We start from the raw sequence: 21,791 nt of genomic DNA on the forward strand, positions 1-21,791 counted from the left end.
CCCCGGCGGGGTGGCCCTCCGAGTTTTGGCGTGTGGTTGTTGTTGTTTGGGTGGGTGCCCCCCCCCGGTCCGCCCCCCCCCCCCCCCCCCCCCGCTACCGGGGCGGTGTCGGGCCGGGCCGGGCCGGTGTCGGGCCGGTGCCGGGTCGCCCCGGTATCCCCAGGGTACGGGCCGGGTATCGGCGAGGTTCGCAGCCCTCAATGTTCGGCTTTATCCCGCTTCCAACCCCGATGCTGGATATCCAGTTTCAGGCTGTACAGCGCGGTAAACGCCGGAAACAGGTTCTGCAGCACCCCTACCGAGTCCTGCTTGGCCGAAAACAGGAAATAGCTCAGGGTCATCAGGCTGCCGACCACGCTCATGTACCAGAACAGGCGCGGGATCACCGGCTTGCCGGCGCGCCGCGAGGCGACGAACTGCACCAGCCAGCGACCACCGAACATCAGCGCGCCGGTGTAGCCGATCAGTTTCCAGCCGGTCACGTGCAGGCCGGTCCAGTACAGCCAGCTCAACGGCTGGTCGAGCCAGTGCAGTTCCATCAGCGTTCTTCCACGGCGGTGCGCCGGCTGCGGGTGATCAGCCAGGCCACCCCGCGCAGGTCGCGGATGCCGACCAGCGCACGGCCCAGGTTGTTGTACTTGGATACCCCGGCGGTGCGGTGGCGGTGGTTGACCGGCACGCTCACCGTCTTCCAGCCCGCCCGCTGCATCAGCGCGGGCAGGTAACGGTGCATGTGGTCGAAGTACGGCAGGTCCAGGAACGCGGCCCGCTCGAACAGCTTGATGCCGCAGCCGGTGTCCGGAGTATCGTCGCGCAGCATGCGTGCGCGGATGGCATTGGCCCACCGGCTGGCCCAGCGTTTGCTGCCGCTGTCCTGGCGGTGGACCCGCCAGCCGGCAAACAGCTTGACCTCGGCGGGCGCGGCGGCGCGGGCGGCCAGCAGGCGGGGAATGTCGGCCGGATCGTTCTGGCCGTCGCCATCCAGCGTGGCGATCCACGGTGCACGCGCCTGTTTGACGCCGTTACGCACCGCCGTGCTCTGCCCGCTCTGGCTGACGTGGTGCAGCACGCGCAGTTCCGGATGGGCCGGCTTCAGCGACTCGAGCACGGCCAGGGTGTCATCGCGCGAGTGGTCGTCGACATAGACGATCTCGAAGTCCAGCTGGCCGCGCAGTGCGGTGGTGATCTCGTCGATCAGGGGCTGGACGTTATCGCGTTCATTGAATACCGGGACGACGACCGACAGCTGGGGTTGGCTCATGATCGGGCTCTGCGAGGGGCCAGGAGTGAAAACGACCGCGCATTTTCCGTGTTCAAGGTTATCCGAAGATGAACCCGCCGTCGCACCTCAGGCGCGATCGCCGAAATAATCGCGGCACCACGCCACCACCGGTGGCAGGCCGCGCTCGATCGGCGTCACCGGCGCGTAGCCGAATGCGTCATGGGCACGCCGGGTATCGGCCATGGTGCGGACCATGTCGCCGGGCTGCATCGGCTTGTATACCTTGTGCGCCGGGCGTCCAGCGGCCGCCTCGATGACCCCGATGAAGCGCTCCAGCTCGATCGGGGTGTGGTTGCCCAGGTTGAACACGCGGTGCGGCAAGTCCTCGTCGGACGGATGCGCCAGCGCGCCGAGGATACCGGCGACGATGTCGGAGACATGTGTGAAGTCGCGCTGCATCTTCCCGTCGTTGAACACCTCGATCGGCCGCCCGGCCAGCACCGCGCGCGAGAACAGCAGCGGCGCCATGTCGGGGCGACCCCAGGGGCCGTACACGGTGAAGAAGCGCAGGCCGGTGGCGTGCAGGCCGAACAGCTGGGCGTAGGTATAGGCCATCAGCTCGTTGGCGGCCTTGGTCGCGGCGTACAGCGAGCGCGGCCGGTCGATGCGCTGGTCTTCGGAGAACGGCGGCGTGGCCGAGTCGCCGTACACCGAACTGCTCGACGCATACACCAGGTGGGCCACGCCGCGATGGCGGCACAGCTCTAGCATGTTGACGAACCCGGCCAGGTTGCTGTCGACGTAGGCCTGCGGGTTTTCCAGCGAGTAACGCACCCCGGCCTGGGCCGCGAGGTGGACCACGCGGCGGGGCTGGACCTCGTCGAACAGCGCGGCCAGGCCATCGCGGTCGGTGAGGTCGAGCACGCGGATGTCGGCGTCCGGGCACAACGCGGCCACGCGGTCGCGCTTGATCTGCGGGTCGTAGTAATCGTTGTAGTTGTCCAACCCGACCACGCGGTGCCCGGCATCGAGCAGGGCACGCACGGTGTTGGCGCCGATGAAGCCTGCCGCACCGGTGACAAGGACGGTCATGGGCTCAGTCCTTGCGGACGCGGAGCTTTTCGAGCACGCCGTCGAGCGTGTCCAGGTCGGTGTAATGGATGATCAGCTTGCCCTTGCCGCCACGGCCATGGTTGATCGCCACGCGTGCACCCAGCGATTCGGACAGCTCGGTTTCCAACGAGGCGATGTCGGCCTGCGGCGCGCTGGCGCTGGGCTTGCGGCGCAGGTTCGATGGCACCTTGCCGGCCGCGAACTGCTGTGCGCGGTGTTCGACTTCGCGCACCGACCAGCCCTGGTCGGCCGCTTCCTGGGCCAGCTTGCTGGCCAGTTCCGGGGCCAGGGTGAGCAGCGCGCGGGCGTGGCCCATTTCCAGGCGACGGGTTTCCAGCAGCAGGCGGATCGCCACCGGCAGCTCGAGCAGGCGCAGCAGGTTGGACACCGCCGCGCGCGAACGGCCCACCGCCTGCGCGGCTTCGGCGTGGGTCAGCGCGAATTCGCTGATCAGGCGCTGCAGCGCTTCGGCTTCTTCAAGCGGGTTGAGGTCTTCGCGCTGGATGTTCTCGATCAGCGCCATCGCGATGACGGTGCGGTCTTCCAGTTCGCGCACCACCACCGGCACTTCGTCCAGCCCGGCCAGCTGCGAGGCGCGCCAGCGGCGTTCGCCAGCCACGATCTCGAAGCTGTCTGCGCCGAGCTGGCGGACCAGGATGGGCTGGATCACGCCCTGCGCCTTGATCGACTCGGCCAGCTCGGCCAGCTTGGTTTCGTCCATGTCGCGGCGCGGCTGGTACTTGCCCGGCTGCAGGTGCTGGACCGGCAGCTTGCGCAGCACTTCACCCGGCAGCGGTTCGACCACGGCCGCGGCCTGCACCTGTGTCACCGCGCCCTTGGGCCCCAGCAGCGCATCGAGGCCACGGCCGAGGCCGCGTTTCTTGCCGGGGGCGGGCTTGGTGCTCATCAGGCGGTCTCCATGGCCTTCCCGGCCGTGTTGCGTTGGTGGTGGCGGCGGATGATCTCGCCGGCCAGGCCGAGGTAGGCGACGCCGCCGCGCGAGGCGCGGTCGTAGCCGACGATGCTCTGGCCGTGGCTGGGCGCCTCGGCCAGGCGGACGTTGCGGGGCACGATGGTGCGGAACACGCGGTCGCCGAAGTGGTCGGTCAGTTCGGCCGACACGGCATTGGCCAGGTTGTTGCGCACGTCGAACATGGTGCGCAGCACGCCCTCGATCTCCAGGCTGGGATTGAGGCTGGCGCGCAATGCGTCGATGGTTTCCACCAGTGCGCTCAGGCCTTCCAGCGCGTAGTACTCGCACTGCATCGGCACGATCACCGAATCGGCGGCGGCCAGGGCGTTGAGGGTCAGCAGCGACAGCGCCGGCGGACAGTCGATCAGGATGAAGTCGTACTGGTCCTGGATCGGCGCCAGCGCGCGCTTGAGCCGCTGCTCGCGCTCGCCCTGGTCCATCAGCTGGATCTCGGCGGCGGTCAGGTCGATGTTGCCCGGCAGCAGGTCGAACCCTTCCGGGGTGGTGACCCGGATGTCCGCGGCGGTGCTTTCACCCAGCAGCAGGTCGCAGGTGGAGGCGGCGACTTCGCGCTTGTCCACGCCGCTGCCCATGGTGGCATTGCCCTGGGAATCGAGGTCGACCAGCAGCACGCGCTTGGGTGCAGCAGCCAGGGCGGCGGCCAGATTGACGGCCGTGGTGGTCTTGCCGACGCCGCCCTTCTGGTTGGCGATGGCGATGATGCGGGCCATGCGGGTGAGCCTCATCGGCAGGGAGTGGGACTGGGCATTATGCGGTCACCGGGCGTGTCATGCACTGTGAGATGCGCGCACGGGCCGGTCATGGCCCGGCCACCACGACCAGATGGCGCTCGCCGGTGAGGCCGGGAACCTGCAGCGGCAGCACCTGCTCCACCTGCCAACCGGCGGGCAGCTGGGCGATCTCGTCGTGGGGGTACACCCCCTTCATGGCCAGCAGCTTGCCGCCCGGGCGCAGCAGGTGGCCACCCACGGCGATGATGCCGGCCAGGGTGTCCATCGCGCGGGCGGTGACATTGTCATACGCGCCCGGCTCGGCCAGCGCTTCGGCACGCGATTCAGCCACGCGTGCATTGGTGAGGCCCAGCTGGCGTACCGCTTCGCGCATGAAGCGGGCCTTCTTGCCGTTGCTTTCCACCAGGGTCACCTGCAGCCGGGGGCGTGCGATCGCCAGCGGGATCCCCGGCAGCCCGGGGCCGGTGCCGAGGTCGGCCAGGGTGCCCTGTTCCAGGAACGGCTGCATGGCCAGCGAGTCGAGCAAATGGCGGGTGACCATCTCCAGCGGATCGCGGATCGCGGTGAGGTTGTAGGTGCCGTTCCAGCGGTTCAGCAGGGTCAGGTAGGTCAGCAGCGGCGGCGCCAGGGCGGCATCCAGGCCCATGGCGGCCAGGCCCTTTTCAAGTGCGGCGGCGACGGCCGGCGGGAGCGTATGTTCGGTCATGCACCCATTATTGCAGGGTGGCGCCGCTGGCATTGCGCGAATCCGGTGCGCTCAAAGCGCGTGCCAGGCCAGCGCAGCGCGGAAATCGGCGGCGGCCTGCCATTCGTGCAGGTGCCAGCGCCCGGCCGGGCCGAGGTCGGGGTCGGACCAGGCCAGGTGCAGGGCGCCGTCCGCGCCCGGGGCCAGCTGCAGGCGATGCAGGCCGAACGAAATGCCCTGGCCCTGCGCCTTGAGGATCGCTTCCTTGGCGCACCACACCCGGAAGAACCAATGCTGGCGGGCGCTGTCGTCCAGGCCGAGCAGCCAGGCCACCTCGGCCGGGTGGAAGAAGCGCTCGATGATCTCGGCCATGCGCGGGCGCGGGCGCAGCGGCTCCAGGTCGACGCCCAACCGCACGCCTTCGCCCAACCCCACCAGCAGCAGGCCGTGGCTGTGGCTCCAGCCGGTCCCGATGTGGGCCAGCGGGCCATGCAGTTCGGGCCGGCCGCGCGGGTCGCGCTGCAGCGGCAGGGTGTCGGGGCGACCGCCCAGCTGTTCGGCCAGCAGCACCCGGGCCTGCGGCTCGCCGCGGGTGCCGGGCACGTGCGGCAGCCGCCAGACCGTGACCGGACCGAACCGCCAAGGGCCGTCCAGGGTGGCCGGCAGGCTCATGCGCGGGGCCCCCGGGGCAGGCTGCACAGCGACTTCACGGGGGCTGCCGTCAACTGGCGCGGCTTCATCCACTCAGAGGGAGTCACCAACATGGGCATCATCATCTGGTTGATCGTCGGTGGCATCGTGGGCTGGCTGGCCAGCATCATCATGCGTCGCGACGCACAGCAGGGCATCATCCTGAACATCGTGGTCGGTATCGTCGGGGCGTTCCTGGCAGGGTTGATCTTCAATCGGGGCAACATCAACGACGGCATCACGCTGTGGTCGTTCCTGTACTCGCTGATCGGCGCGGTGGTCCTGCTGGCCATCGTGAACCTGTTTACCCGCAAGCGCATCCGGTAACCGGTAACGGTAACGGATGGGTAACGACGGTGGGTCGTTACGTGTTTCGACAGGGCCCGGCATCCGCCGGGCCCTGTTGGTTTCAGCCCAGCTGCACCCACGCCGGCGCGTGGTCGCTGGGGCGGTCCCAGGTGCGCGGTTCGCGGTCGATGCCCGAGGTAAGCGCGCGTGCCTTGAGCGCGTCGGAAACCAGGGTCAGGTCGATGCGCAGGCCCAGGTCGCGGCGGAAACCGGCGGCCCGGTAATCCCACCAGCTGAACACGCCCGCGTCCTCGCTGTGCAGGCGGAAGGCGTCGTGCAGGCCCAGCTGCAGCAGCTTGTTGAGTGCACCGCGCTCGGCGGTGGAGGTCAGGATGTGGTTCTCGTTCCAGACCAGCGGGTCGTGCACGTCGCGCGCGTCCGGGGCGATATTGAAATCGCCCATCACCACCAGCTCCGGGTACTTCTGCAGTTCCGAGGCCACCCACGCATGCACGGCCTCGAGCCAGCGCAGCTTGTAGTCGTACTTGTCGGTGCCCACGTCCTGGCCGTTGACCACGTACAGGTTGATGATGCGCACGCCGTTGACGGTGCCGGCGATGACGCGCTTCTGTTCGTCCTCGAAGCCGGGAATGCCGATCTGCACGTCCTGCGCCGGTTCGCGCGAGAGCAGCGCCACGCCGTTGTAGGTCTTCTGGCCCGCAAACACGCTGCGGTAGCCCAGCCCGGCCAGCACCGCGTCGGGGAACTTGTGGTCCTCCATCTTGGTTTCCTGGATGCCGACCACGTCCGGCGCGAACGCGGTGAGCCACTGTTCCAGGTGCGGCAGGCGCACGTTGAGGGAGTTGACGTTCCAGGAGGCGATTTTCATGGGCGCATTGTAGCGGGTCGGCGGTGCCGTACCGACCAACGGTCGGTACCTACCGGTCCAGCGCGCGAGCGCCGGGCGAGGCGCCGGTCCACCGCGCGGGCGTCGGCATCGGCGCCGGTCCAACGCGCGGGCCTCGGTCGTGGCGCCGGTGGAACGCCCGCCTCGGCCGCGACGCATGCGGAACGATGCTGCCTCTCCGGTAGGTACCGACCGTTGGTCGGTACCCCCGTCAGCGCAGAATCACCTTCAGCAGGCCCGCAATGCGTGAATACGGCGGTTTGAGCATATCGCTCGCCGCCCAGCGCGACTGCCACAGCACCGGCAGCTGCTTGCTCATCGCATCGAAACCGGCACGCCCGTGGTACGCGCCCATACCACTGGGACCGACGCCGCCGAACGGCAGGGCGTTGACGGCGAAGTGCAGCAGGGTGTCGTTGACGGTGACGCCGCCGGCCACGACCTGGCCGAGGATCCGCTCCACCACCGCGCGATGTTCGCTGAAGACATACATCGCCAGTGGCCGGTCACGGCCTTGCACGTCCGCCAGCGCAGCGTCCAGGTCGGGGTAGGCGCAGACCGGCAGGATCGGGCCGAAGATCTCCTCCTGCATCAGCTCCAGGTCGGCCGGCGGGTCGAGCACGATGGTCGGCACAATCAGCCGTTCGCGGCGCGCGCGCTCCGGGTCGACACTGGCCAGTTCGATCACCGGCACGCCGCGTTCGCGTGCCTGCGCCAGATAGCCCTGCAGGCGCTGGTACTGCCCGTCGTTGATGATGCGGGTGTAGTCGCTCGGGTCGCTGAAGTCGCCATAACGCGCACGCACCTGGGTCTGCAGCTGCTGCACCAGTTCGCGCTGGCGACGGCTGTCGATCAGCACGTAATCCGGCGCGATGCAGGTCTGCCCGGCGTTGAACCACTTGCCGGTGGCCAGGCGCGCGGCAGCCTTGGGCAGGGGGTAGTCGCTGCACACGATGGCCGGCGACTTGCCACCCAGTTCCAGGGTGAGTGGCGTCAGGTGCCGGGCGGCGGCGGCCATCACCTTGCGCCCGACCGCAGTGGAACCGGTGAACACCAAGTGGTCCAGCGGCGAACCGGAAAGCGCCGAGGCCAACGCGGCGTCGCCCTGCACCACCGCAACGCGGTCGGCGGGGAACACGTCGGCCAGCAGCTCGTGCAGGAAGGCGCTGGTGTGCGGCGTGTGCTCGGAGGGTTTGAGGATGACGTGATTGCCGGCCGCGATGGCGGTGGCCAACGGAATCAGCGCCAGGTTCACCGGGTAGTTCCAGGGTGAGATCACCCCGACCACGCCGAGCGGAACTGCGCGGGTCTGCGCCCGCGCTGGCCAGAACCGCCAGCCCACCCCCACCCGGCGCGGGCGCATCCAGCCGCGCAGGTGCCCGAGCAGGTGGTCGATCTCGTTGAGCACGGTCATGCCATCGGCGATCAGCGATTCATGGGTGGAGCGGTGCCCAAAATCGGCGGCGATGGCTTCGGCCATCTGCGGCAGGCGCGCCTTGAGGATCGCGCGCAGGCGCTGCAGGTCGCTGCGGCGCTGTTCCAGCGACGGGCGGTTGGCCTGCCAGGCGGTTCGCAGGGTCTGCAGGATGGCCGGAAGGGCGGTGGGAGCGGTGTCGGCATTGTTCATGCCCGGAATATAGCAACGCCCGTTTCAGGCACCGCGAAGCCACGCAGGGCGTGGCTCTACGGACCATGTTCCCACGCGCGTAGAGCCACGCCCTGCGTGGCTTCGCGGATCCAAACGAAGAAGGGCCGTGGCAATGCCACGGCCCTTCCTTGGTCACGCCATCACCGCTTACTTGGTGATGTCCACACCCTTGGTTTCATGCAGGAACAGGCCGCCGACCACGACCGTCATCAGCGCGATGATGATCGGGTACCACAGACCGTAGTAGAGGTTGCCGGTGCCGGCCACCAGCGCGAACGAGATCGCCGGCAGGAAGCCACCGAACCAGCCGTTGCCGATGTGGTACGGCAGCGACATCGAGGTGTAGCGGATGCGGGTCGGGAACAGTTCGACCAGGTAGGCGGCGATCGGGCCGTACACCATGGTGACGTACAGGACCAGGATCCACAGCATCAGCACGGTGCCGGCGATGTTGATGCGCGCGTTGTCGGCCTTGGCCGGGTAGCCCGCCTCGGTCAGCGCGGCCTTGAGTTCACCGCCGAAGGCATCGCCCTTGGCCTTGAGCTCATCCTTGGTCAGGCCCGCGGCCTCGAACGAGGTCACCTGGCTGTTGCCCACGCTTACCAGCGCCAGCGAACCGGCGGCGGCAGGCTGCACGTCGTACGGCACACCGGCCTTGGTCAGCGCGGCGGTGGCCACGTCGCAGGAGCTTGTGAACTTGCGCAGGCCGACCGGATCGAACTGGAACGAGCAGGTGTTCGGGTCGGCGATGACCAGCGCCGGCGAGTTGCTGCGGGCTTCTTCAATGGCCGGGTTGGCGAAGTGGGTCAGGCCCTTGAATACCGGGATGTAGGTCACCGCAGCCAGCAGGCAGCCGGCCAGGATGATCTTCTTGCGACCGATGCGGTCCGACAACCAGCCGAAGAAGATGAAGAACGGCGTGCCCAGTGCCAGTGCAGCGGCGATCAGCAGGTAGGAAGTGGTCGCGTCGACCTTGAGCATGCTGCTCAGGAAGAACAGCGCGTAGAACTGGCCGCCGTACCACACCACGGCCTGGCCGGCCGCGGCACCCAGCAGCACCAGCAGCATCAGCTTGAGGTTGCCGTCCTTGAGGCTGTCACGGAACGGGGTCTTGGAGCCCTTGCCTTCGGCCTTCATCTGCTGGAACAGCGGCGATTCGCTCAGCTGCAGGCGGATCCACACCGAAATGCCGAGCAGGATGATCGAGACCAGGAACGGAATACGCCAGCCCCACGCTTCGAACTCCTCGTTGCCCAGGAAGTAGCGGCAGGCCAGGATGATCAGCAGCGACATGAACAGGCCGAGCGTGGCGGTGCACTGGATGAAGCTGGTGTACAGGCCACGCTTGTCGGCCGGTGCGTGCTCGGCCACGTAGGTCGCCGCGCCGCCGTACTCGCCGCCCATGGCCAGGCCCTGGGCCAGGCGCAGGATGATCAGGATCACCGGGGCGGCGAAGCCGATCGACGCGTAGTTGGGCAACACACCGACCAGGAAGGTCGAGATGCCCATGATCAGGATCGTGACCAGGAAGGTGTACTTGCGGCCGATGCGGTCGCCGAGGCTGCCGAAGAAGGCCGCGCCGAACGGTCGCACGAAGAAACCGGCGGCGAAGGCCAGCAGGGCGAAGATCATGCCCGTGGTTTCGTTGACCCCGCTGAAGAACTGCTTGGCGATGATCGCCGCCAGCGAGCCATACAGGAAGAAGTCATACCATTCGAACACGGTGCCAAGGCTGGACGCGAAGATGACCTTCTTGTGGCCTTTGGTAAGTTCTGCTTTTGCAGGTACGGGTGTGGTGGACATAAGACGCTTCCCCTCCGAAGCAATCATTGGTAGCGCCGACTGTGTGTCGGCGTTCGTGTTGTGTTCCGGTAGCGCCGACTGTTAGTCGGCACTCCTTTAAAAACTGTATTTAGTGGTGAATTGAACGCGGTTGATGTCGCCACGGCGGCCGTCTTCGATCTCGCGCACGCCGTACATGTACTCCGCACCGATATCGACCTTCGGCATCGGCGTGTAGAAGACGTTGCCGCGGATGCTCTGCACGCTCTTGGTGACCAGCGGGCCCAGCACGCTGTCGTTGTCGTAGTCGCTGCGGGCGTAGATCAGGTTGGTGCGCAGCTTGGGAGTGAAGGCGTGGCGCCAGCCGACATAGCCCGCCAGCACGCCGGTGGGATTGAGTTCGTCCTGGGCCACGTCGTAGGCGGTATCGGCGGTAACGCCAAGGCCCACGTAACGGGCGATGCCTTCGCCGCCGCTGATCTGGTAGTGCAGCTGGTCGCTGCCGCCCATGACCCACTTGCCGCCCAGGGTCAGGCCGCCGCCGATCTTGTCGGCGTCGGCGCCGGTGGCCTGGTTGTCGACCTTCAGCTGGCGCACGATACCGCCGACGCCGAAGGTGCCCCAGTCGCCCTTCCAGCCGTAACGCAGGGTGAGGTCGGGAAGCGAGCCACGGTCGCTGTTGCTGGCCGTATTGGTCCACGCGCCGGTGACCGGGTTGCGGGTACCGGTGAGCACGGTGGTTTCCGGGTTTTCCAGCGCGACGCTGAAGCCGCCGTTGGTGTAGCGGATCTGGGCCTGGCGCACGAACAGCACGCCGTCGGTGGGACCGACGAAGTCGGCCGCTTCCGGCAGCGAGGCGGCGTCCATGAAGTTCGACCAGGTCTGGCCGGCCATCCAGTTGTTCCAGTACATGTACGCATGGCGCAGGGTCACGCCATAGGTATTGGTAGCGGTCTGGTTGCCCAGCGAGTTGCCGAAGAAGTCCATCTCGAAGAACGCGCCGGCCTTGTTGCCCTTGTCCGAGACGTTGTCGATGCCCAGGTTGAAGCGCGAGAACTTGGCGTGGGCATTGAAGTCCACGTCCGAGCGCTCGCCGCTGCCGCCGGCACCGGCGACCGGGGTCTGGCCCGGCAGGTACAGCGCGCGGCCGGTGGCGTCGTCGGCCAGCTGGCCGTCGCCGGTTTCGGTGAGCAGGAAGTCGGCCTTGATGAAGCCGCCGATCTTGACCGTGGTGCCCGGCGCGGCGCCCGGGGTGATGGTGGTGACCTGGATCGGCTGCTTGCCGGCTGGCACGGTGGCCACGGCAGGCTGCTGCGCCTGCACCGACTTGACCGCGGTGACGTCGGTCTGGGCCTGGCTGATCTGGCTCTGTTGCTGCTGGGTGGTGGACAGCAGCAGCTGCACCTGGCGTTCCAGCTCGGCAACGCGCGCCTCCAGCTGCTTCTCTTTGGCGGTTTCGGCAAACGCCATGCCCGGCGCCACCAGGGCGACCAACAGGCAGGTCGCCAACGGCTTGCGCATGGTCTTCAACATACGGGTACTCATGTTGCCCTCTCTCCCGGGTGGCAAAGTGATCGCCGCGTGTGGGGTGCACGGTCGAGCCGAGCGTGCGGCCGGTTGACGCACCCGGGCTATTGGCAATTGGTCGTATCCGCCCCGGCGGGGCGGATACCTGGACGCCAAAGGCAGACAGCAGATGCCGCAGGCACATGGTAGGTACCGACCGTTGGTCGGTACGCTTCGGTCCGACAGGTGCAGCCACGCAGGGCGTGGCTCTACGCTGTTAATACGAAGGTCTAAGGGTCTGCGTACCGCTCGAGGCAGTGGATGCGGCAAACTGGGTGGGAACAATCGCGGGTTATGCTGCGATCGCACAACCCAGTCCTAGTGCAAGTGAGGGTGCCATGGCCGATCTTTACCCCGTCAAGGCGGACGTTGCCGCCAAGGCGCGCATTGACAAGAACACCTACCAGCAGCTCTACCGCGAATCGGTGGACAACCCCGACGCGTTCTGGGGCAAGGCCGCCGAGCGGCTGGACTGGTACAAGAAGCCGTCCACGATCCGGAATGTCAGCTACCAGCTCGACGATTTCCGCATCAAGTGGTTCGAAGACGGCGAGCTCAACGCCAGCGTCAACTGCCTCGACCGCCAGCTGGACAAGCGCGGCGACAAGGTCGCGCTGCTGTTCGAACCGGACAGCCCGGATGCGCCGTCGCAGGGCGTGACCTACCGCGAGCTGTACGAGCGCACCTGCCGCCTCGGCAACGCGTTGCGCAACCTGGGCGTCAAGAAGGGCGACCGGGTCACCATCTACCTGCCGATGATCGTAGACGCCGCCGTGGCCATGCTGGCCTGCGCGCGCATCGGCGCGATCCACTCGGTGGTGTTCGGCGGCTTCGCGCCGAACTCGATCGCCGACCGCGTGATCGACTGCGGCAGCAAGTTGATCATCACCGCCGACGAAGGCCTGCGTGGCGGCCGCAAGATTCCGCTGAAAGCCAATGTGGACGCGGCGCTGAAGCTGCCCGGCACCACCACGGTGGAAACCGTGCTGGTGGTCCGCCACACCGGCGGCGCGGTCGACATGCAGGCGCCTCGCGACCGCTGGTTCCACGACGTGGTGGACCCGCAGCCGGCGCAGTGCGAGCCGGAACGCATGAACGCCGAAGACCCGCTGTTCATCCTGTACACCTCCGGCTCCACCGGCAAGCCGAAGGGCGTGCTGCACACCACCGGTGGCTACCTGCTGTACGCGGCCTACACCCATGAAGCGGTGTTCGACCTGCGCGAAGACGACATCTACTGGTGCACCGCCGACGTCGGCTGGGTCACCGGGCACAGCTACATCGTCTACGGGCCGCTGGCCAACGGCGCCACCTCGCTGATGTTCGAAGGCGTGCCGAACTACCCGGATACCTCCCGCTTCTGGCAGGTGATCGACAAGCACCAGGTCAGCATCTTCTACACCGCGCCGACCGCGATCCGCGCGTTGATGCGCGAGGGCGATGCCCCGGTCAAGCGGACCTCGCGCGCGTCGCTGCGCCTGCTCGGCAGCGTCGGCGAGCCGATCAATCCCGAAGCCTGGCGCTGGTACTACGACGTGGTCGGCGATGGCCGCTGCCCGATCGTGGACACCTGGTGGCAGACCGAAACCGGCGGCATCCTGATTTCGCCGCTGCCCGGTGCCACCGACCTCAAGCCGGGGTCGGCCACCCTGCCCTTCTTCGGCGTGCAGCCGGCCCTGGTCAACGCCGATGGCGAGATCAAGGACGGTGCCACCGAAGGCAACCTGATCATCCGCGATTCGTGGCCGGGCCAGATGCGCACCGTCTACGGCGACCACCAGCGCTTCATCGACACCTACTTCCGCACCTACCCGGGCAGCTACTTCACCGGTGATGGCTGCCGTCGCGACGAAGACGGCTACTACTGGATCACCGGCCGCGTCGATGATGTGATCAATGTGTCCGGCCACCGCATCGGCACCGCCGAAGTGGAAAGCGCGCTGGTATCGCACCCGAAGGTGGCCGAAGCAGCCGTGGTCGGCTTCCCGCACGACATCAAGGGCCAGGGCATCTATGCCTACGTGACCCTGGTGGCCGACGAGGCCCCGAGCGACGAGCTGCACAAGGAGCTGGTGGCGTGGGTGCGCAAGGAGATCGGTCCGATCGCCTCGCCGGACCACCTGCAATGGGCGCCGGGCCTGCCGAAGACGCGTTCGGGCAAGATCATGCGCCGCATCCTGCGCAAGATCGCCGAGAACGCACCCGACCAGCTGGGCGACACCTCGACCCTGGCCGATCCTTCCGTGGTGGCCTCGCTGGTTGAAGAACGCAAGGTCAAATAGTTGGACCCCACCTCCCCCATGCCTACCCTGTTGATTGCCGATGACCACCCGCTGTTCCGCGAAGCCCTGCGCGGCGCCGTGCAGCGGGTGATGCCGGGCGTGCAGCTGTACGAAGCCGACAGCGTGGAAGCGCTGTACCAGCTGGCCGACGATCATGCCGACGCCGACCTGGTGCTGATGGACCTCAACATGCCCGGCGCGCAGGGTTTCAACGCGCTGGTGCACATGCGCGCGCTGCATCCGCAGTTGCCGGTGGTGGTGGTGTCGGCGCGCGAAGAGCCCACCGTGATGCGGCGGGCACTGGACCACGGCGCGTTCGGCTTCATTCCCAAGTCCGCCGACTCGGACACGATCGGCCATGCATTGGGCGCGATCCTGGACGGCGAAACCTGGGCGCCGCCCGAGGCGCACAACGTGCCGCAGACCGGGCGCGAGGAACGCGAAGTAGGGCAGCGGTTGCGCGAGCTGACCCCGCAGCAGTTCCGGGTGCTGCAGATGCTGGGCGCCGGTCGGCTCAACAAGCAGATCGCGTACGACCTCAATGTGTCCGAGGCCACGATCAAGGCCCACGTCACCGCGATCCTGCGCAAGCTGGGCGTCACCAACCGCACCCAGGCGGTGCTGATGGCCGGCAAGCTGACGCTGGACGACGAGCCGCTGGTGTTGCCGCCGGAGGAGGATTGATCGCGGATTGCGTGGCCGCGTGGCTGCGTGGCTGCGTGGCTGCGGTAGAGCCGACTGTTAGTCGGCTGCGGAGACATGCAGCGGACTAACAGTCCGCTCTACCTCCGGCTGCGGAGACATGCAGCGGACTAACAGTCCGCTCTACCTTCGGCTGCGGAGACATGCAGCGGACTAACAGTCCGCTCTACCTTCGGCTGCGGAGACTGCAGCGGACTAACAGTCCGCTCTACCTGCTTCGGCTTATAGCCGAAGCTATACATCCCAGCATGCCCTGCGCAATTCGGTGGTTTGGGCGATGAACCGCATCCGCGGTGCTAAGCTTCGCGTCCCCTTGGGGAGTAGCCTGTTTCCTGCTGAAGGAAACGCCCGTATCAACATGCTCGGCCAGTGCGCCGTGGTGCGGGCAGCCAGTGATGGTTGGCGAGACCAGCGGTCCGCGTGCGCAACGACAGGTTGGGCGCGAACGTGGGCCGTTGTCCGCCGTCGCCCAACCTGCACTGTCGTGTGATGTCCCCCATTTCGATGTTGTTGATCGGCTTTGCCATGTCCACCGATGCGTTCGCTGCGGCGATCGGCAAAGGCGCTGCCATGCGCAGGCCGCGCTTTCCCGATGCCCTGCGGGCCGGTCTCATCTTCGGCGTGATCGAAGGCGTTACCCCGGTGATCGGCTGGCTGCTCGGCCACGCTGCGTCGTCCTATGTGCAGGCCTTCGACCACTGGATCGCCTTCGTGCTGCTCGGCGCGCTGGGCGTGCACATGATCATCAACGGCGTGCGGCACGACCCGGCCGCTGACAGCGACGACCCCGACAAGCACCACGGTTTCTGGCACCTGGCCGTCACCGGTTTCGCCACCAGCATCGATGCCCTGGCCGTCGGCGTGGGCCTGGCGTTCCTGGATGTGCATATCGGGGTGATGGCGGCGGTGATCGGCCTGTGCACGCTGGTGATGGTCACGACCGGCATCATGCTGGGGCGGGTACTCGGCAACCTGATTGGCAAGCGCGCGGAGATCGCCGGCGGCGTGATCCTGATCATCGTCGGCAGCGCCATCCTGTATGAACACCTCAGCGGCGCCGCCGGCTGAGCGGCATCGGGCGGCCTGGCCTCAGCTGCGTGGATCGTGGTAGTCGACGATGTCGACCAGTTCGTGCCCGGCCGGGCCTTTGCGGTGCAGTAGCCGCCACACATTGCGGCCGGGGCTCTGCCGGCCCGCAAAGTGGATGTCGATGGCAAGGTAGTTCCTGCCTTGGTAACGCACCGGATGGCCGCACGGACGGTTCGCTGCGAGGTCCTGTTCGATCCGTCTCAGTTCCCTGCAGGTACGATTGCCCGCAGGCAGTCCGGCAATCTTTGCGCGCAGCAGCGGCCCCCGGATGATCCGTTCGCGGTCGGCGCCTGCTGGCGCGGGGATGTCCGCCACGGGCGCGGCGCTGGCGTGGCTCACGTACCGGCGCCGCGGCAGTCGGCGATGGGTGACATCCACCAGCGGACTGGTCGCCAGCGTTTCAACTGTTTCCCGGGCTCGCTCATGCAACGAATGCACGCGCATCTCGCCCTCGCATTCGTCGGTGGTGAACGCCTGCGCATCACGCAGCGCGGAATTGGCAAGATCCACCCGCAGGTACGGGCAGTGCAGCTGCCGCAGCACGGTGCCGGCACGGGTGCCTTCCCGGTTCAGCGCCTCGCCGATCGCCGGGGCCTGCCCTTCGCGCGCCGCCACCAGATAACACGCCGTCGCGCTGCGCTTGGCCACCAGCATGACCGCACGGTCGCGGAAATGGGTCAGGCAGAAATGGCGGATGACTCCGCCGATGAGTGGATTCGGCGGCACCTGGCGGCTGCGGCAGTACGCGTTGAACTCACCGGTCACCCGGCTGAAATCCCGCTCCAGCTGATCGGCCAGCCGCTTCAACGCGTCCAGGTCGTCCACGCTGGTACCGGCGTCGTGCAGCAGCTGGCGCACGCCCGGGTAATCGACCAGCGCGCGCTCATGCGGCTGCAGCGGCGCGATCGCCTTGCCCGGGTCCAGATAGCGCTGCACGTTGGTCCAGCCGATGCCCAACCAGCCTCCGATCAAGGCATCCGGTACGATGTTGGCGCAGCTGCGGAAGGCCAGTGAGAAGGTCAGCGAGACCGCGCCGCCCGTCAGCGCTCCCACGCTGCACCCGAGTGGCACGGCCCACGGCGAATGCAGCGGCGTGGCCAGGATCGAACGCAGCGAGGGAACGGGCACGGCAACTCCGCAGTACGGGTATAGGCCGCGCAGCATAGCCAGCCTGCCGGCGCGGCCGGGCCGCGCCTGTCGCCTTCACCCTTTCAGGGTCGAGTGCGCCGCCAGGTAGGCGCGCAGCGAGGCCGGCTTGATCGGCTTGGTCAGCAGGCGGTATCCGCGCTCGCGGGCCATCCGCTTCAGTTCGTCACGGCCATCGGCGGTAAGCAGGGCGCCGGGGATGTCGCTCCCGGCGCGCTCGCGCAGCGCCACCAGCGTGTCCAGCCCGTCCAGGCGGTCGTGCAGGTGGTAGTCCACCAGCATCACGTCCGGCTGTGCCATCACCTCGTCCAGCGCCTGGTCCACGGTGCTGGCGGTGATCACCTGTACCTGCCAGCGGCCGAGCAGCGCGCGCATGCCGTCGAGGATCTCCTGGTCGTTGTCCACGCACAGCACCCGCATGCCGGCCAGCGAATCGGTGCGCGTGGCGTGCTCGGGTGGGGCCGCCGCCGCATCGCTGGGCGGAAGTTCCGGCACCTGCGCGCGTGGCAGCAGGATCGAGAACATGCTGCCGCTGCCTACCTGGCTGCGCGCATTGAGCCGATGGTCGAGCAGGCGCGAGATGCGCTGGCAGATCGACAGGCCCAGGCCCAGCCCCTGCTCGCCCCAGTCGAACGGCTGCTGGTAGCGGTGGAACTCGTTGAAGATCTGCTGCATGTGGTGCTCGGGAATGCCCGGACCGGTGTCCCACACCTGCAGCTCGATCTCCTCGCCGCGGTGGCGCACCGCCAGCACGATGCGGCCCTGGCGGGTGTAGCGCAGGGCGTTGGCCATGAAATTCTGCAGCACCCGGCGCAGCAGGCGACGGTCGCTGCGCACCCAGGCCGGGCGCGCGAACAGGTCCAGGCGCAGGCCGCGCCCGGCCGCCACCGGCGAGTACTGTGCGGCCAGTTCCCGCATCAGCAGGCTGACGTCGAAGTCGCCGATCACCGGGTGCAGGCCGCCGGCATCCAGCCGCGATACGTCCAGCAGGCCGTCCAGGAGTTCTTCGGCCGCACGCAGCGAGGCATCCACGCGTTCGGCCAGGTGGCGCTGTTCGTCGTTGTTGTGGTGGCTGTCGCGCAGCGCCGACGCGAACAGGCGCGCCGCGTTCAACGGCTGCAGCACGTCGTGGCTGATCGCGGCCAGGAAGCGGGTCTTGGACTGCTGCGCCACTTCGGCTTCGTGCGAGCGCTCGGCCACGCGCTGTTCCAGGGTTTCATTGGCTTCCAGCAGCGCGTTCTCGGCGTGCTTGTAATCGGTGATGTCGTTGTAACTGGTGACATAGCCACCGCCGGGCAACGCCTGGCCGCGCATTTCGATCACCCGGCCGTCGCTGCGGGTACGTTCGAAGATGTGCGGCGAACCGGCGCGCATGTAGCCGATGCGGCGGTTGATCTGCACATCGATGTCGCCCTCGCCCAGCTCGCCGCGCTCGGCGTTGTAACGGATCAGGTCGGCCACCGGCCGGCCCACGTACAGCATGCCGTCGGGATAGCCGAACATCTGCTGGTAGCGGCGGTTCCAGGCGGTCAGGCGCATGTCCGGGTCGACCACGCTGACGCCGGCACTGATGTTTTCCAGCGTGGTGGACAGGATCTCGCGATTGAAGCGCAGCTCCTGGCCGGCCTCGTCCAGCACCGCCACCACCTCGCCCAGGTCCATCCCCGAGCCGCGCAGCAGGCTGGTCAGCAGCAGGCGCGCCGAGGCCGCGCCGATCGACGCAGCCAGCAGGCGCTCGGTGAACTGCACCCAGGCGCGGTCGGCGGCCGCCGACGCCTGCAGTTCGCTACCGAGCGACTGCGCCTGTTCGAAGAATGATCGGCGCGCGTGGCGGTCGCCGACCACGCGCGACGCCAGCGCCAGCAGGTCGCCCACGTGCACGTGGCCCGGCCATGCGCCGGCCACCGAGGGCCGCTCGGCATACGGGTCCAGGAACGGCGCGGCGCGCAGGCGCTCGTCCACGCCCGGGCGCCAGCGCACGGACACCAGCAGCATCGCCGCGGCATTGACCAGCAGCGACCAGAACGTGCCGTGGGTAAGCGGGTCCCAGCTGGTCATGCCGAACAGGCCCTGCGGCCGCAGCCAGGCGATGCCGAACGGACCGTCGCTCAGCCAGCCCGCGTCCATCCACGCGGCATGGGTCAGTGCCGGCAGCAGCAGGGTGTAGATCCAGGTGCCGAAGCCGAGCAGGATGCCGGCCTCCACGCCGCGACGGCTGGCGCCACGCCAGTACAAGCCCCCGATCAACCCGGGCGCGAACTGCGCCACTGCCGCGAAGGCCATCAGCCCGTACGAGGCCAGGGTGCTGTCGTTGCTGCTGCCGCGGTAGTAGCTGTAGGCCGCCATCGCCAGCAGCAGGATCGCCAGGCGGCGGATCCACAGGACCCGCGACGCTACGTCGGCCGCTTCTTCGTGGTCGCCACTGCGGCGCAGCAGCACCGGCATCACCAGGTCGTTGCTGACCATGGTGGCCAGCGCGATGGAGGCCACGATGACCATGCCGGTGGCGGCAGAGAAGCCGCCCACGTAGGCCACCAGGGCCAGGAACTTGCGACCCTCGGCCAGCGGCAGGGCCAGCACCATGCTGTCGTCGGCGACGCTGCCGCCGGTGCCGAACAGGGTCACGCCGGCAGTGGCGATCGGGATCACCATGGCCGAGATCACCACCAGGTAACCACCGAACATCCAGCGCGCGCGGCGCACGTCGCGCACATCGCCGCATTCCACCACGGCCACGTGGAACTGGCGCGGCAGGCAGATGATCGCCAGGAAGCTGAGCAGGGTCTGCGAAATGAACCCCACCGGCGGCAGGCCGGTGAACAGCGTGTGCGCGCTGCGCACCACGGTTTCGCCGCGGTCGGCCAGCCACAGGTAGGCGAACAGCCCCAGCGCCACCATCGCGATCAGTTTGATCATCGACTCCAGCGCGATCGCCAGCATCATGCCGTGATGGTGTTCGGTGGCGTCCACCTGGCGGGTGCCGAACAGGGTGGCGAACAGCGCCATCAACAGCGCCACGTACAGCGCCGGGTCGCTGAAGTACCCGGTTGGGCCGTCATGCCCGGTCAGCACCTGCAGGCTCATCGCCACCGCTTTGTACTGCAGCGCCAGGTAGGGAATGATGCCGATCAGCGCGATCACTGCTACCAGCGCGGCCAGCCGCCGCGAGCGGCCGAAGCGGGAAGAGATGAAGTCGGCGATGGAGACCACGTTCTGGCTGCGTGCGATCAGCGCCAGCCGTTCTATGATGCGCCAGCCGAACATCAGCAGCAGCAGCGGGCCCAGGTAGATCGGCAGGTAGCCGATGCCGTTGCGCACCGCAGTGCCCACCGCGCCGTAGAAGGTCCACGACGAGCAGTACACCGCCAGCGCCAGGCTGTACACCACCGGGCGCAGCCACGGGCGGTCGGGGTACATCGGGCGTCGGTCGCCCCACCAGGCCACGCCGAACAGCAGCGCGGCATAGGCCACCGACACCAGCAGCAGGATCCAGCTAGAAACCACGGGCATGTTTCCGCAAGCGCAGGCCGCAGTGTAGCCGCTGCACGCGCCTGCTCACGCCGCCAGTGGACGCGAGGGCAGCTGCAGGTCGATCCGGGTGCCTTCGCCCGGGCGGCTGTGCACCTGCACCGTACCGCCGGCCGCCTCGACCAGGCTGGCGGTCACCGCCAGGCCCAGGCCGGTGCCCTGCCCGACCGGCTTGGTGGTGAAGAACGGCTCCAGGCAGCGGGCGCGCACCGCTTCGCTCATGCCCTGGCCGGTGTCCTGCAGCTGCAGTACCAGCCGCCCATCACTGTCGGGCGGCTGCAGCCGCAGCGTGAACCGGCCACCGTCGGGCATGGCATGGCTGGCGTTGACCGCGAGGCTGAGCAGGATCGATTCGAGCTGTGCCGGGTCGAAGTGGATCAACCGCCGCACGTCGCCGGTTTCCACTTCGCACTGCACGCGCTCACCGAACACCTGCTGCAGGGTGGGCGCCACCGCGGCCAGCGTGGCGGCAGCGTCCAGCAGCTGCGGCCGGCCGGGCTCGAGCCGGCTGAAATCCAGCAGCCGCCGGCTGACCGCGCTGGCCCGCCGGGTCGCCGAATCCGCGCCCTGCAGGGCGGCGTGCAGCGCCTCGCCCTCGCTGCGCCGCGCCTTGGCCACGTAGCCCTGGATCAGCGCCAGCAGGTGGTTGAAGTCGTGCGCGATGCCGCTGGCCAGGCGACCGACGTTGTCCATCTTCATGGCGTGCACGAGCTGGTCGCGCGAGCGCTCGCGCGCCTGCATCTCCACCTGCAGCTCATCGCGCTTGCGGGCCAGTTCGTCGCTGCGCTGGCGGGCCTCCTGCAGGCTTTCGCGCAGGCCGGTGACACTGTGGTGGAGCAGCCAGGCGGCCATGACCGTTCCGAAGGCCGACACTGCCAGGTCGGTGGTCGCGTGCAGCACGCGCTCGGTGCGGAACAGGGCCGCGGCCGCATCGACCCAGCCACCCAACGCCATCAGCCCACACAGCCACGCGGCGGTCCAGGCCAGCGGACGGCGGCCGAGCACCGCCGCGACCAGCAGCACCGGCAGCAGTTGCACCAGCTGCACCCGCAGCTGGGCGGCCAGGCCCCAGTACCCGTAGGCCAGGACCAGCAGCAGCAGTTCACCGACGAGGAAGGTCGCCGCCGCATGCAGGGTGCGGCCGGCACGGTGTTCGATCGTGCACAGCAGGCACAGCAGCAGGTGGGAGGCGGCCATGGCCGGGACCATCATGTCCAGCCCCGTCCCCAGCCGCGCCGCCATCCAGGCGGCCAGTACCACGTGGTACAGCCCCACCAGCAGCAGCAGCCCGCCCAGCATGGCATCGGTGCGCCGACCCAGCCCGGTGGGGCGTTCAGCGACGGCGGCGCGGACGGAAGGCGACGGCTCGGGCATGCGGCAGGAAATGGGCGGGCGGCGCCGGCGCGCGGCGGCAACAT

General features: G+C 68.1%; 18 protein-coding genes. 4 read left to right on the plus strand and 14 right to left on the minus strand.

Going from position 1 to position 21,791, the window contains the following annotated elements; all coding sequences use genetic code 11:
* Nucleotides 1–197: 197 nt before the first annotated feature.
* From RWO33_RS05730 to RWO33_RS05760, 7 genes are all read right to left on the minus strand, one after another.
* On the minus strand, nt 198–539 hold the full coding sequence (locus tag RWO33_RS05730; protein ID WP_145478618.1) for a lipid-A-disaccharide synthase N-terminal domain-containing protein: 342 nt from the start codon (nt 537–539) through the stop codon (nt 198–200).
* Nucleotides 539–1,261, minus strand: a complete 723-nt coding sequence (locus tag RWO33_RS05735; protein ID WP_314103078.1) for a glycosyltransferase family 2 protein — start codon at nt 1,259–1,261, stop codon at nt 539–541. Before RWO33_RS05735 ends, RWO33_RS05730 begins: the two co-directional genes overlap by 1 nt.
* Nucleotides 1,262–1,348: 87 nt before the next feature.
* The gene (locus RWO33_RS05740; protein WP_314103080.1) at nt 1,349–2,314 is read right to left on the minus strand and encodes an SDR family NAD(P)-dependent oxidoreductase; all 966 of its coding nucleotides are present in this window, start codon (nt 2,312–2,314) and stop codon (nt 1,349–1,351) included.
* Between the two features lie 4 nt (nt 2,315–2,318).
* Nucleotides 2,319–3,242, minus strand: coding sequence for a ParB/RepB/Spo0J family partition protein (locus RWO33_RS05745; RefSeq protein ID WP_145478613.1), 924 nt, complete (start codon nt 3,240–3,242; stop codon nt 2,319–2,321).
* A complete protein-coding gene (locus tag RWO33_RS05750) occupies nt 3,242–4,039 on the minus strand; it encodes a ParA family protein (RefSeq protein ID WP_145478612.1) in 798 nt (265 codons plus the stop codon). Before RWO33_RS05750 ends, RWO33_RS05745 begins: the two co-directional genes overlap by 1 nt.
* Before the next feature lie 88 nt (nt 4,040–4,127).
* The gene (gene rsmG, locus RWO33_RS05755; protein WP_314103084.1) at nt 4,128–4,766 is read right to left on the minus strand and encodes a 16S rRNA (guanine(527)-N(7))-methyltransferase RsmG; all 639 of its coding nucleotides are present in this window, start codon (nt 4,764–4,766) and stop codon (nt 4,128–4,130) included.
* Nucleotides 4,767–4,817: 51 nt separating this feature from the next.
* Nucleotides 4,818–5,417: a 4'-phosphopantetheinyl transferase superfamily protein gene (locus RWO33_RS05760; RefSeq protein ID WP_145478609.1), complete on the minus strand. Its 600-nt coding sequence runs from the start codon at nt 5,415–5,417 to the stop codon at nt 4,818–4,820.
* Nucleotides 5,418–5,507: 90 nt separating this feature from the next.
* On the opposite strand from RWO33_RS05760, the gene RWO33_RS05765 reads away from it, so the two are divergent.
* Nucleotides 5,508–5,762: a GlsB/YeaQ/YmgE family stress response membrane protein gene (locus RWO33_RS05765; RefSeq protein ID WP_145478608.1), complete on the plus strand. Its 255-nt coding sequence runs from the start codon at nt 5,508–5,510 to the stop codon at nt 5,760–5,762.
* Nucleotides 5,763–5,844: 82 nt separating this feature from the next.
* Here the strand turns inward: RWO33_RS05765 and xth are convergent, their stop codons facing one another.
* The 4 genes from xth to RWO33_RS05785 form a co-directional block, all read right to left on the minus strand.
* Nucleotides 5,845–6,612, minus strand: a complete 768-nt coding sequence (gene xth, locus RWO33_RS05770) for an exodeoxyribonuclease III (protein ID WP_314103087.1) — start codon at nt 6,610–6,612, stop codon at nt 5,845–5,847.
* Nucleotides 6,613–6,841: 229 nt separating this feature from the next.
* Nucleotides 6,842–8,257 carry a coniferyl aldehyde dehydrogenase gene (locus RWO33_RS05775; RefSeq protein WP_314103089.1) on the minus strand — a complete coding sequence of 472 codons (1,416 nt, stop codon included), beginning with the start codon at nt 8,255–8,257 and terminating at the stop codon, nt 6,842–6,844.
* Between the two features lie 168 nt (nt 8,258–8,425).
* Nucleotides 8,426–10,081 carry an MFS transporter gene (locus RWO33_RS05780; protein WP_145478605.1) on the minus strand — a complete coding sequence of 552 codons (1,656 nt, stop codon included), beginning with the start codon at nt 10,079–10,081 and terminating at the stop codon, nt 8,426–8,428.
* Between the two features lie 96 nt (nt 10,082–10,177).
* On the minus strand, nt 10,178–11,605 hold the full coding sequence (locus RWO33_RS05785; RefSeq protein WP_314103093.1) for a DcaP family trimeric outer membrane transporter: 1,428 nt from the start codon (nt 11,603–11,605) through the stop codon (nt 10,178–10,180).
* Nucleotides 11,606–11,964: 359 nt separating this feature from the next.
* Here RWO33_RS05785 and acs point away from each other — a divergent pair, with 359 nt between their 5' ends.
* From acs to RWO33_RS05800, 3 genes are all read left to right on the plus strand, one after another.
* Complete coding sequence (gene acs / locus RWO33_RS05790) at nt 11,965–13,908, plus strand: acetate--CoA ligase (protein ID WP_314103095.1); 1,944 nt, start codon at nt 11,965–11,967, stop codon at nt 13,906–13,908.
* An 18-nt stretch (nt 13,909–13,926) separates the two neighbouring features.
* Entirely contained in the window at nt 13,927–14,592 is a 666-nt protein-coding gene (locus RWO33_RS05795) for a response regulator transcription factor (protein ID WP_145478602.1), read from the plus strand.
* Between the two features lie 507 nt (nt 14,593–15,099).
* Nucleotides 15,100–15,678 (plus strand): manganese efflux pump MntP family protein, encoded by a 579-nt coding sequence (locus RWO33_RS05800; protein WP_314103098.1) that lies wholly within the window; start codon nt 15,100–15,102, stop codon nt 15,676–15,678.
* A 21-nt stretch (nt 15,679–15,699) separates the two neighbouring features.
* Here RWO33_RS05800 and RWO33_RS05805 read toward each other — a convergent pair whose 3' ends face one another.
* The 3 genes from RWO33_RS05805 to RWO33_RS05815 all read right to left on the minus strand — a co-directional run bounded on the left by RWO33_RS05805 (nt 15,700) and on the right by RWO33_RS05815 (nt 21,747).
* Nucleotides 15,700–16,827, minus strand: coding sequence for a hypothetical protein (locus RWO33_RS05805; protein ID WP_314103100.1), 1,128 nt, complete (start codon nt 16,825–16,827; stop codon nt 15,700–15,702).
* A 75-nt stretch (nt 16,828–16,902) separates the two neighbouring features.
* A complete protein-coding gene (locus tag RWO33_RS05810) occupies nt 16,903–20,349 on the minus strand; it encodes a PAS domain-containing hybrid sensor histidine kinase/response regulator (protein WP_314103129.1) in 3,447 nt (1,148 codons plus the stop codon).
* A 51-nt stretch (nt 20,350–20,400) separates the two neighbouring features.
* Nucleotides 20,401–21,747: an ATP-binding protein gene (locus RWO33_RS05815; protein ID WP_314103103.1), complete on the minus strand. Its 1,347-nt coding sequence runs from the start codon at nt 21,745–21,747 to the stop codon at nt 20,401–20,403.
* Between the last annotated feature and the right edge of the window lie 44 nt (nt 21,748–21,791).

The sequence above is a fragment of the uncultured Stenotrophomonas sp. genome, from assembly GCF_963519925.1.
GTDB lineage: Bacteria > Pseudomonadota > Gammaproteobacteria > Xanthomonadales > Xanthomonadaceae > Stenotrophomonas > Stenotrophomonas maltophilia_AE.

Excerpts from the sequence above, each read along its gene's own strand:
- RWO33_RS05730 (WP_145478618.1), bottom strand. The coding sequence starts at position 539 with ATGGAACTGCACTGGCTCGACCAGCCGTTGAGCTGGCTGTACTGGACC.
- RWO33_RS05735 (WP_314103078.1), bottom strand. The coding sequence starts at position 1,261 with ATGAGCCAACCCCAGCTGTCGGTCGTCGTCCCGGTATTCAATGAACGC.
- RWO33_RS05740 (WP_314103080.1), bottom strand. The coding sequence starts at position 2,314 with ATGACCGTCCTTGTCACCGGTGCGGCAGGCTTCATCGGCGCCAACACC.
- RWO33_RS05745 (WP_145478613.1), bottom strand. The coding sequence starts at position 3,242 with ATGAGCACCAAGCCCGCCCCCGGCAAGAAACGCGGCCTCGGCCGTGGC.
- RWO33_RS05750 (WP_145478612.1), bottom strand. The coding sequence starts at position 4,039 with ATGGCCCGCATCATCGCCATCGCCAACCAGAAGGGCGGCGTCGGCAAG.
- rsmG (WP_314103084.1), bottom strand. The coding sequence starts at position 4,766 with ATGACCGAACATACGCTCCCGCCGGCCGTCGCCGCCGCACTTGAAAAG.
- RWO33_RS05760 (WP_145478609.1), bottom strand. The coding sequence starts at position 5,417 with ATGAGCCTGCCGGCCACCCTGGACGGCCCTTGGCGGTTCGGTCCGGTC.
- RWO33_RS05765 (WP_145478608.1), top strand. The coding sequence starts at position 5,508 with ATGGGCATCATCATCTGGTTGATCGTCGGTGGCATCGTGGGCTGGCTG.
- xth (WP_314103087.1), bottom strand. The coding sequence starts at position 6,612 with ATGAAAATCGCCTCCTGGAACGTCAACTCCCTCAACGTGCGCCTGCCG.
- RWO33_RS05775 (WP_314103089.1), bottom strand. The coding sequence starts at position 8,257 with ATGAACAATGCCGACACCGCTCCCACCGCCCTTCCGGCCATCCTGCAG.
- RWO33_RS05780 (WP_145478605.1), bottom strand. The coding sequence starts at position 10,081 with ATGTCCACCACACCCGTACCTGCAAAAGCAGAACTTACCAAAGGCCAC.
- RWO33_RS05785 (WP_314103093.1), bottom strand. The coding sequence starts at position 11,605 with ATGAGTACCCGTATGTTGAAGACCATGCGCAAGCCGTTGGCGACCTGC.
- acs (WP_314103095.1), top strand. The coding sequence starts at position 11,965 with ATGGCCGATCTTTACCCCGTCAAGGCGGACGTTGCCGCCAAGGCGCGC.
- RWO33_RS05795 (WP_145478602.1), top strand. The coding sequence starts at position 13,927 with ATGCCTACCCTGTTGATTGCCGATGACCACCCGCTGTTCCGCGAAGCC.
- RWO33_RS05800 (WP_314103098.1), top strand. The coding sequence starts at position 15,100 with ATGTCCCCCATTTCGATGTTGTTGATCGGCTTTGCCATGTCCACCGAT.
- RWO33_RS05815 (WP_314103103.1), bottom strand. The coding sequence starts at position 21,747 with ATGCCCGAGCCGTCGCCTTCCGTCCGCGCCGCCGTCGCTGAACGCCCC.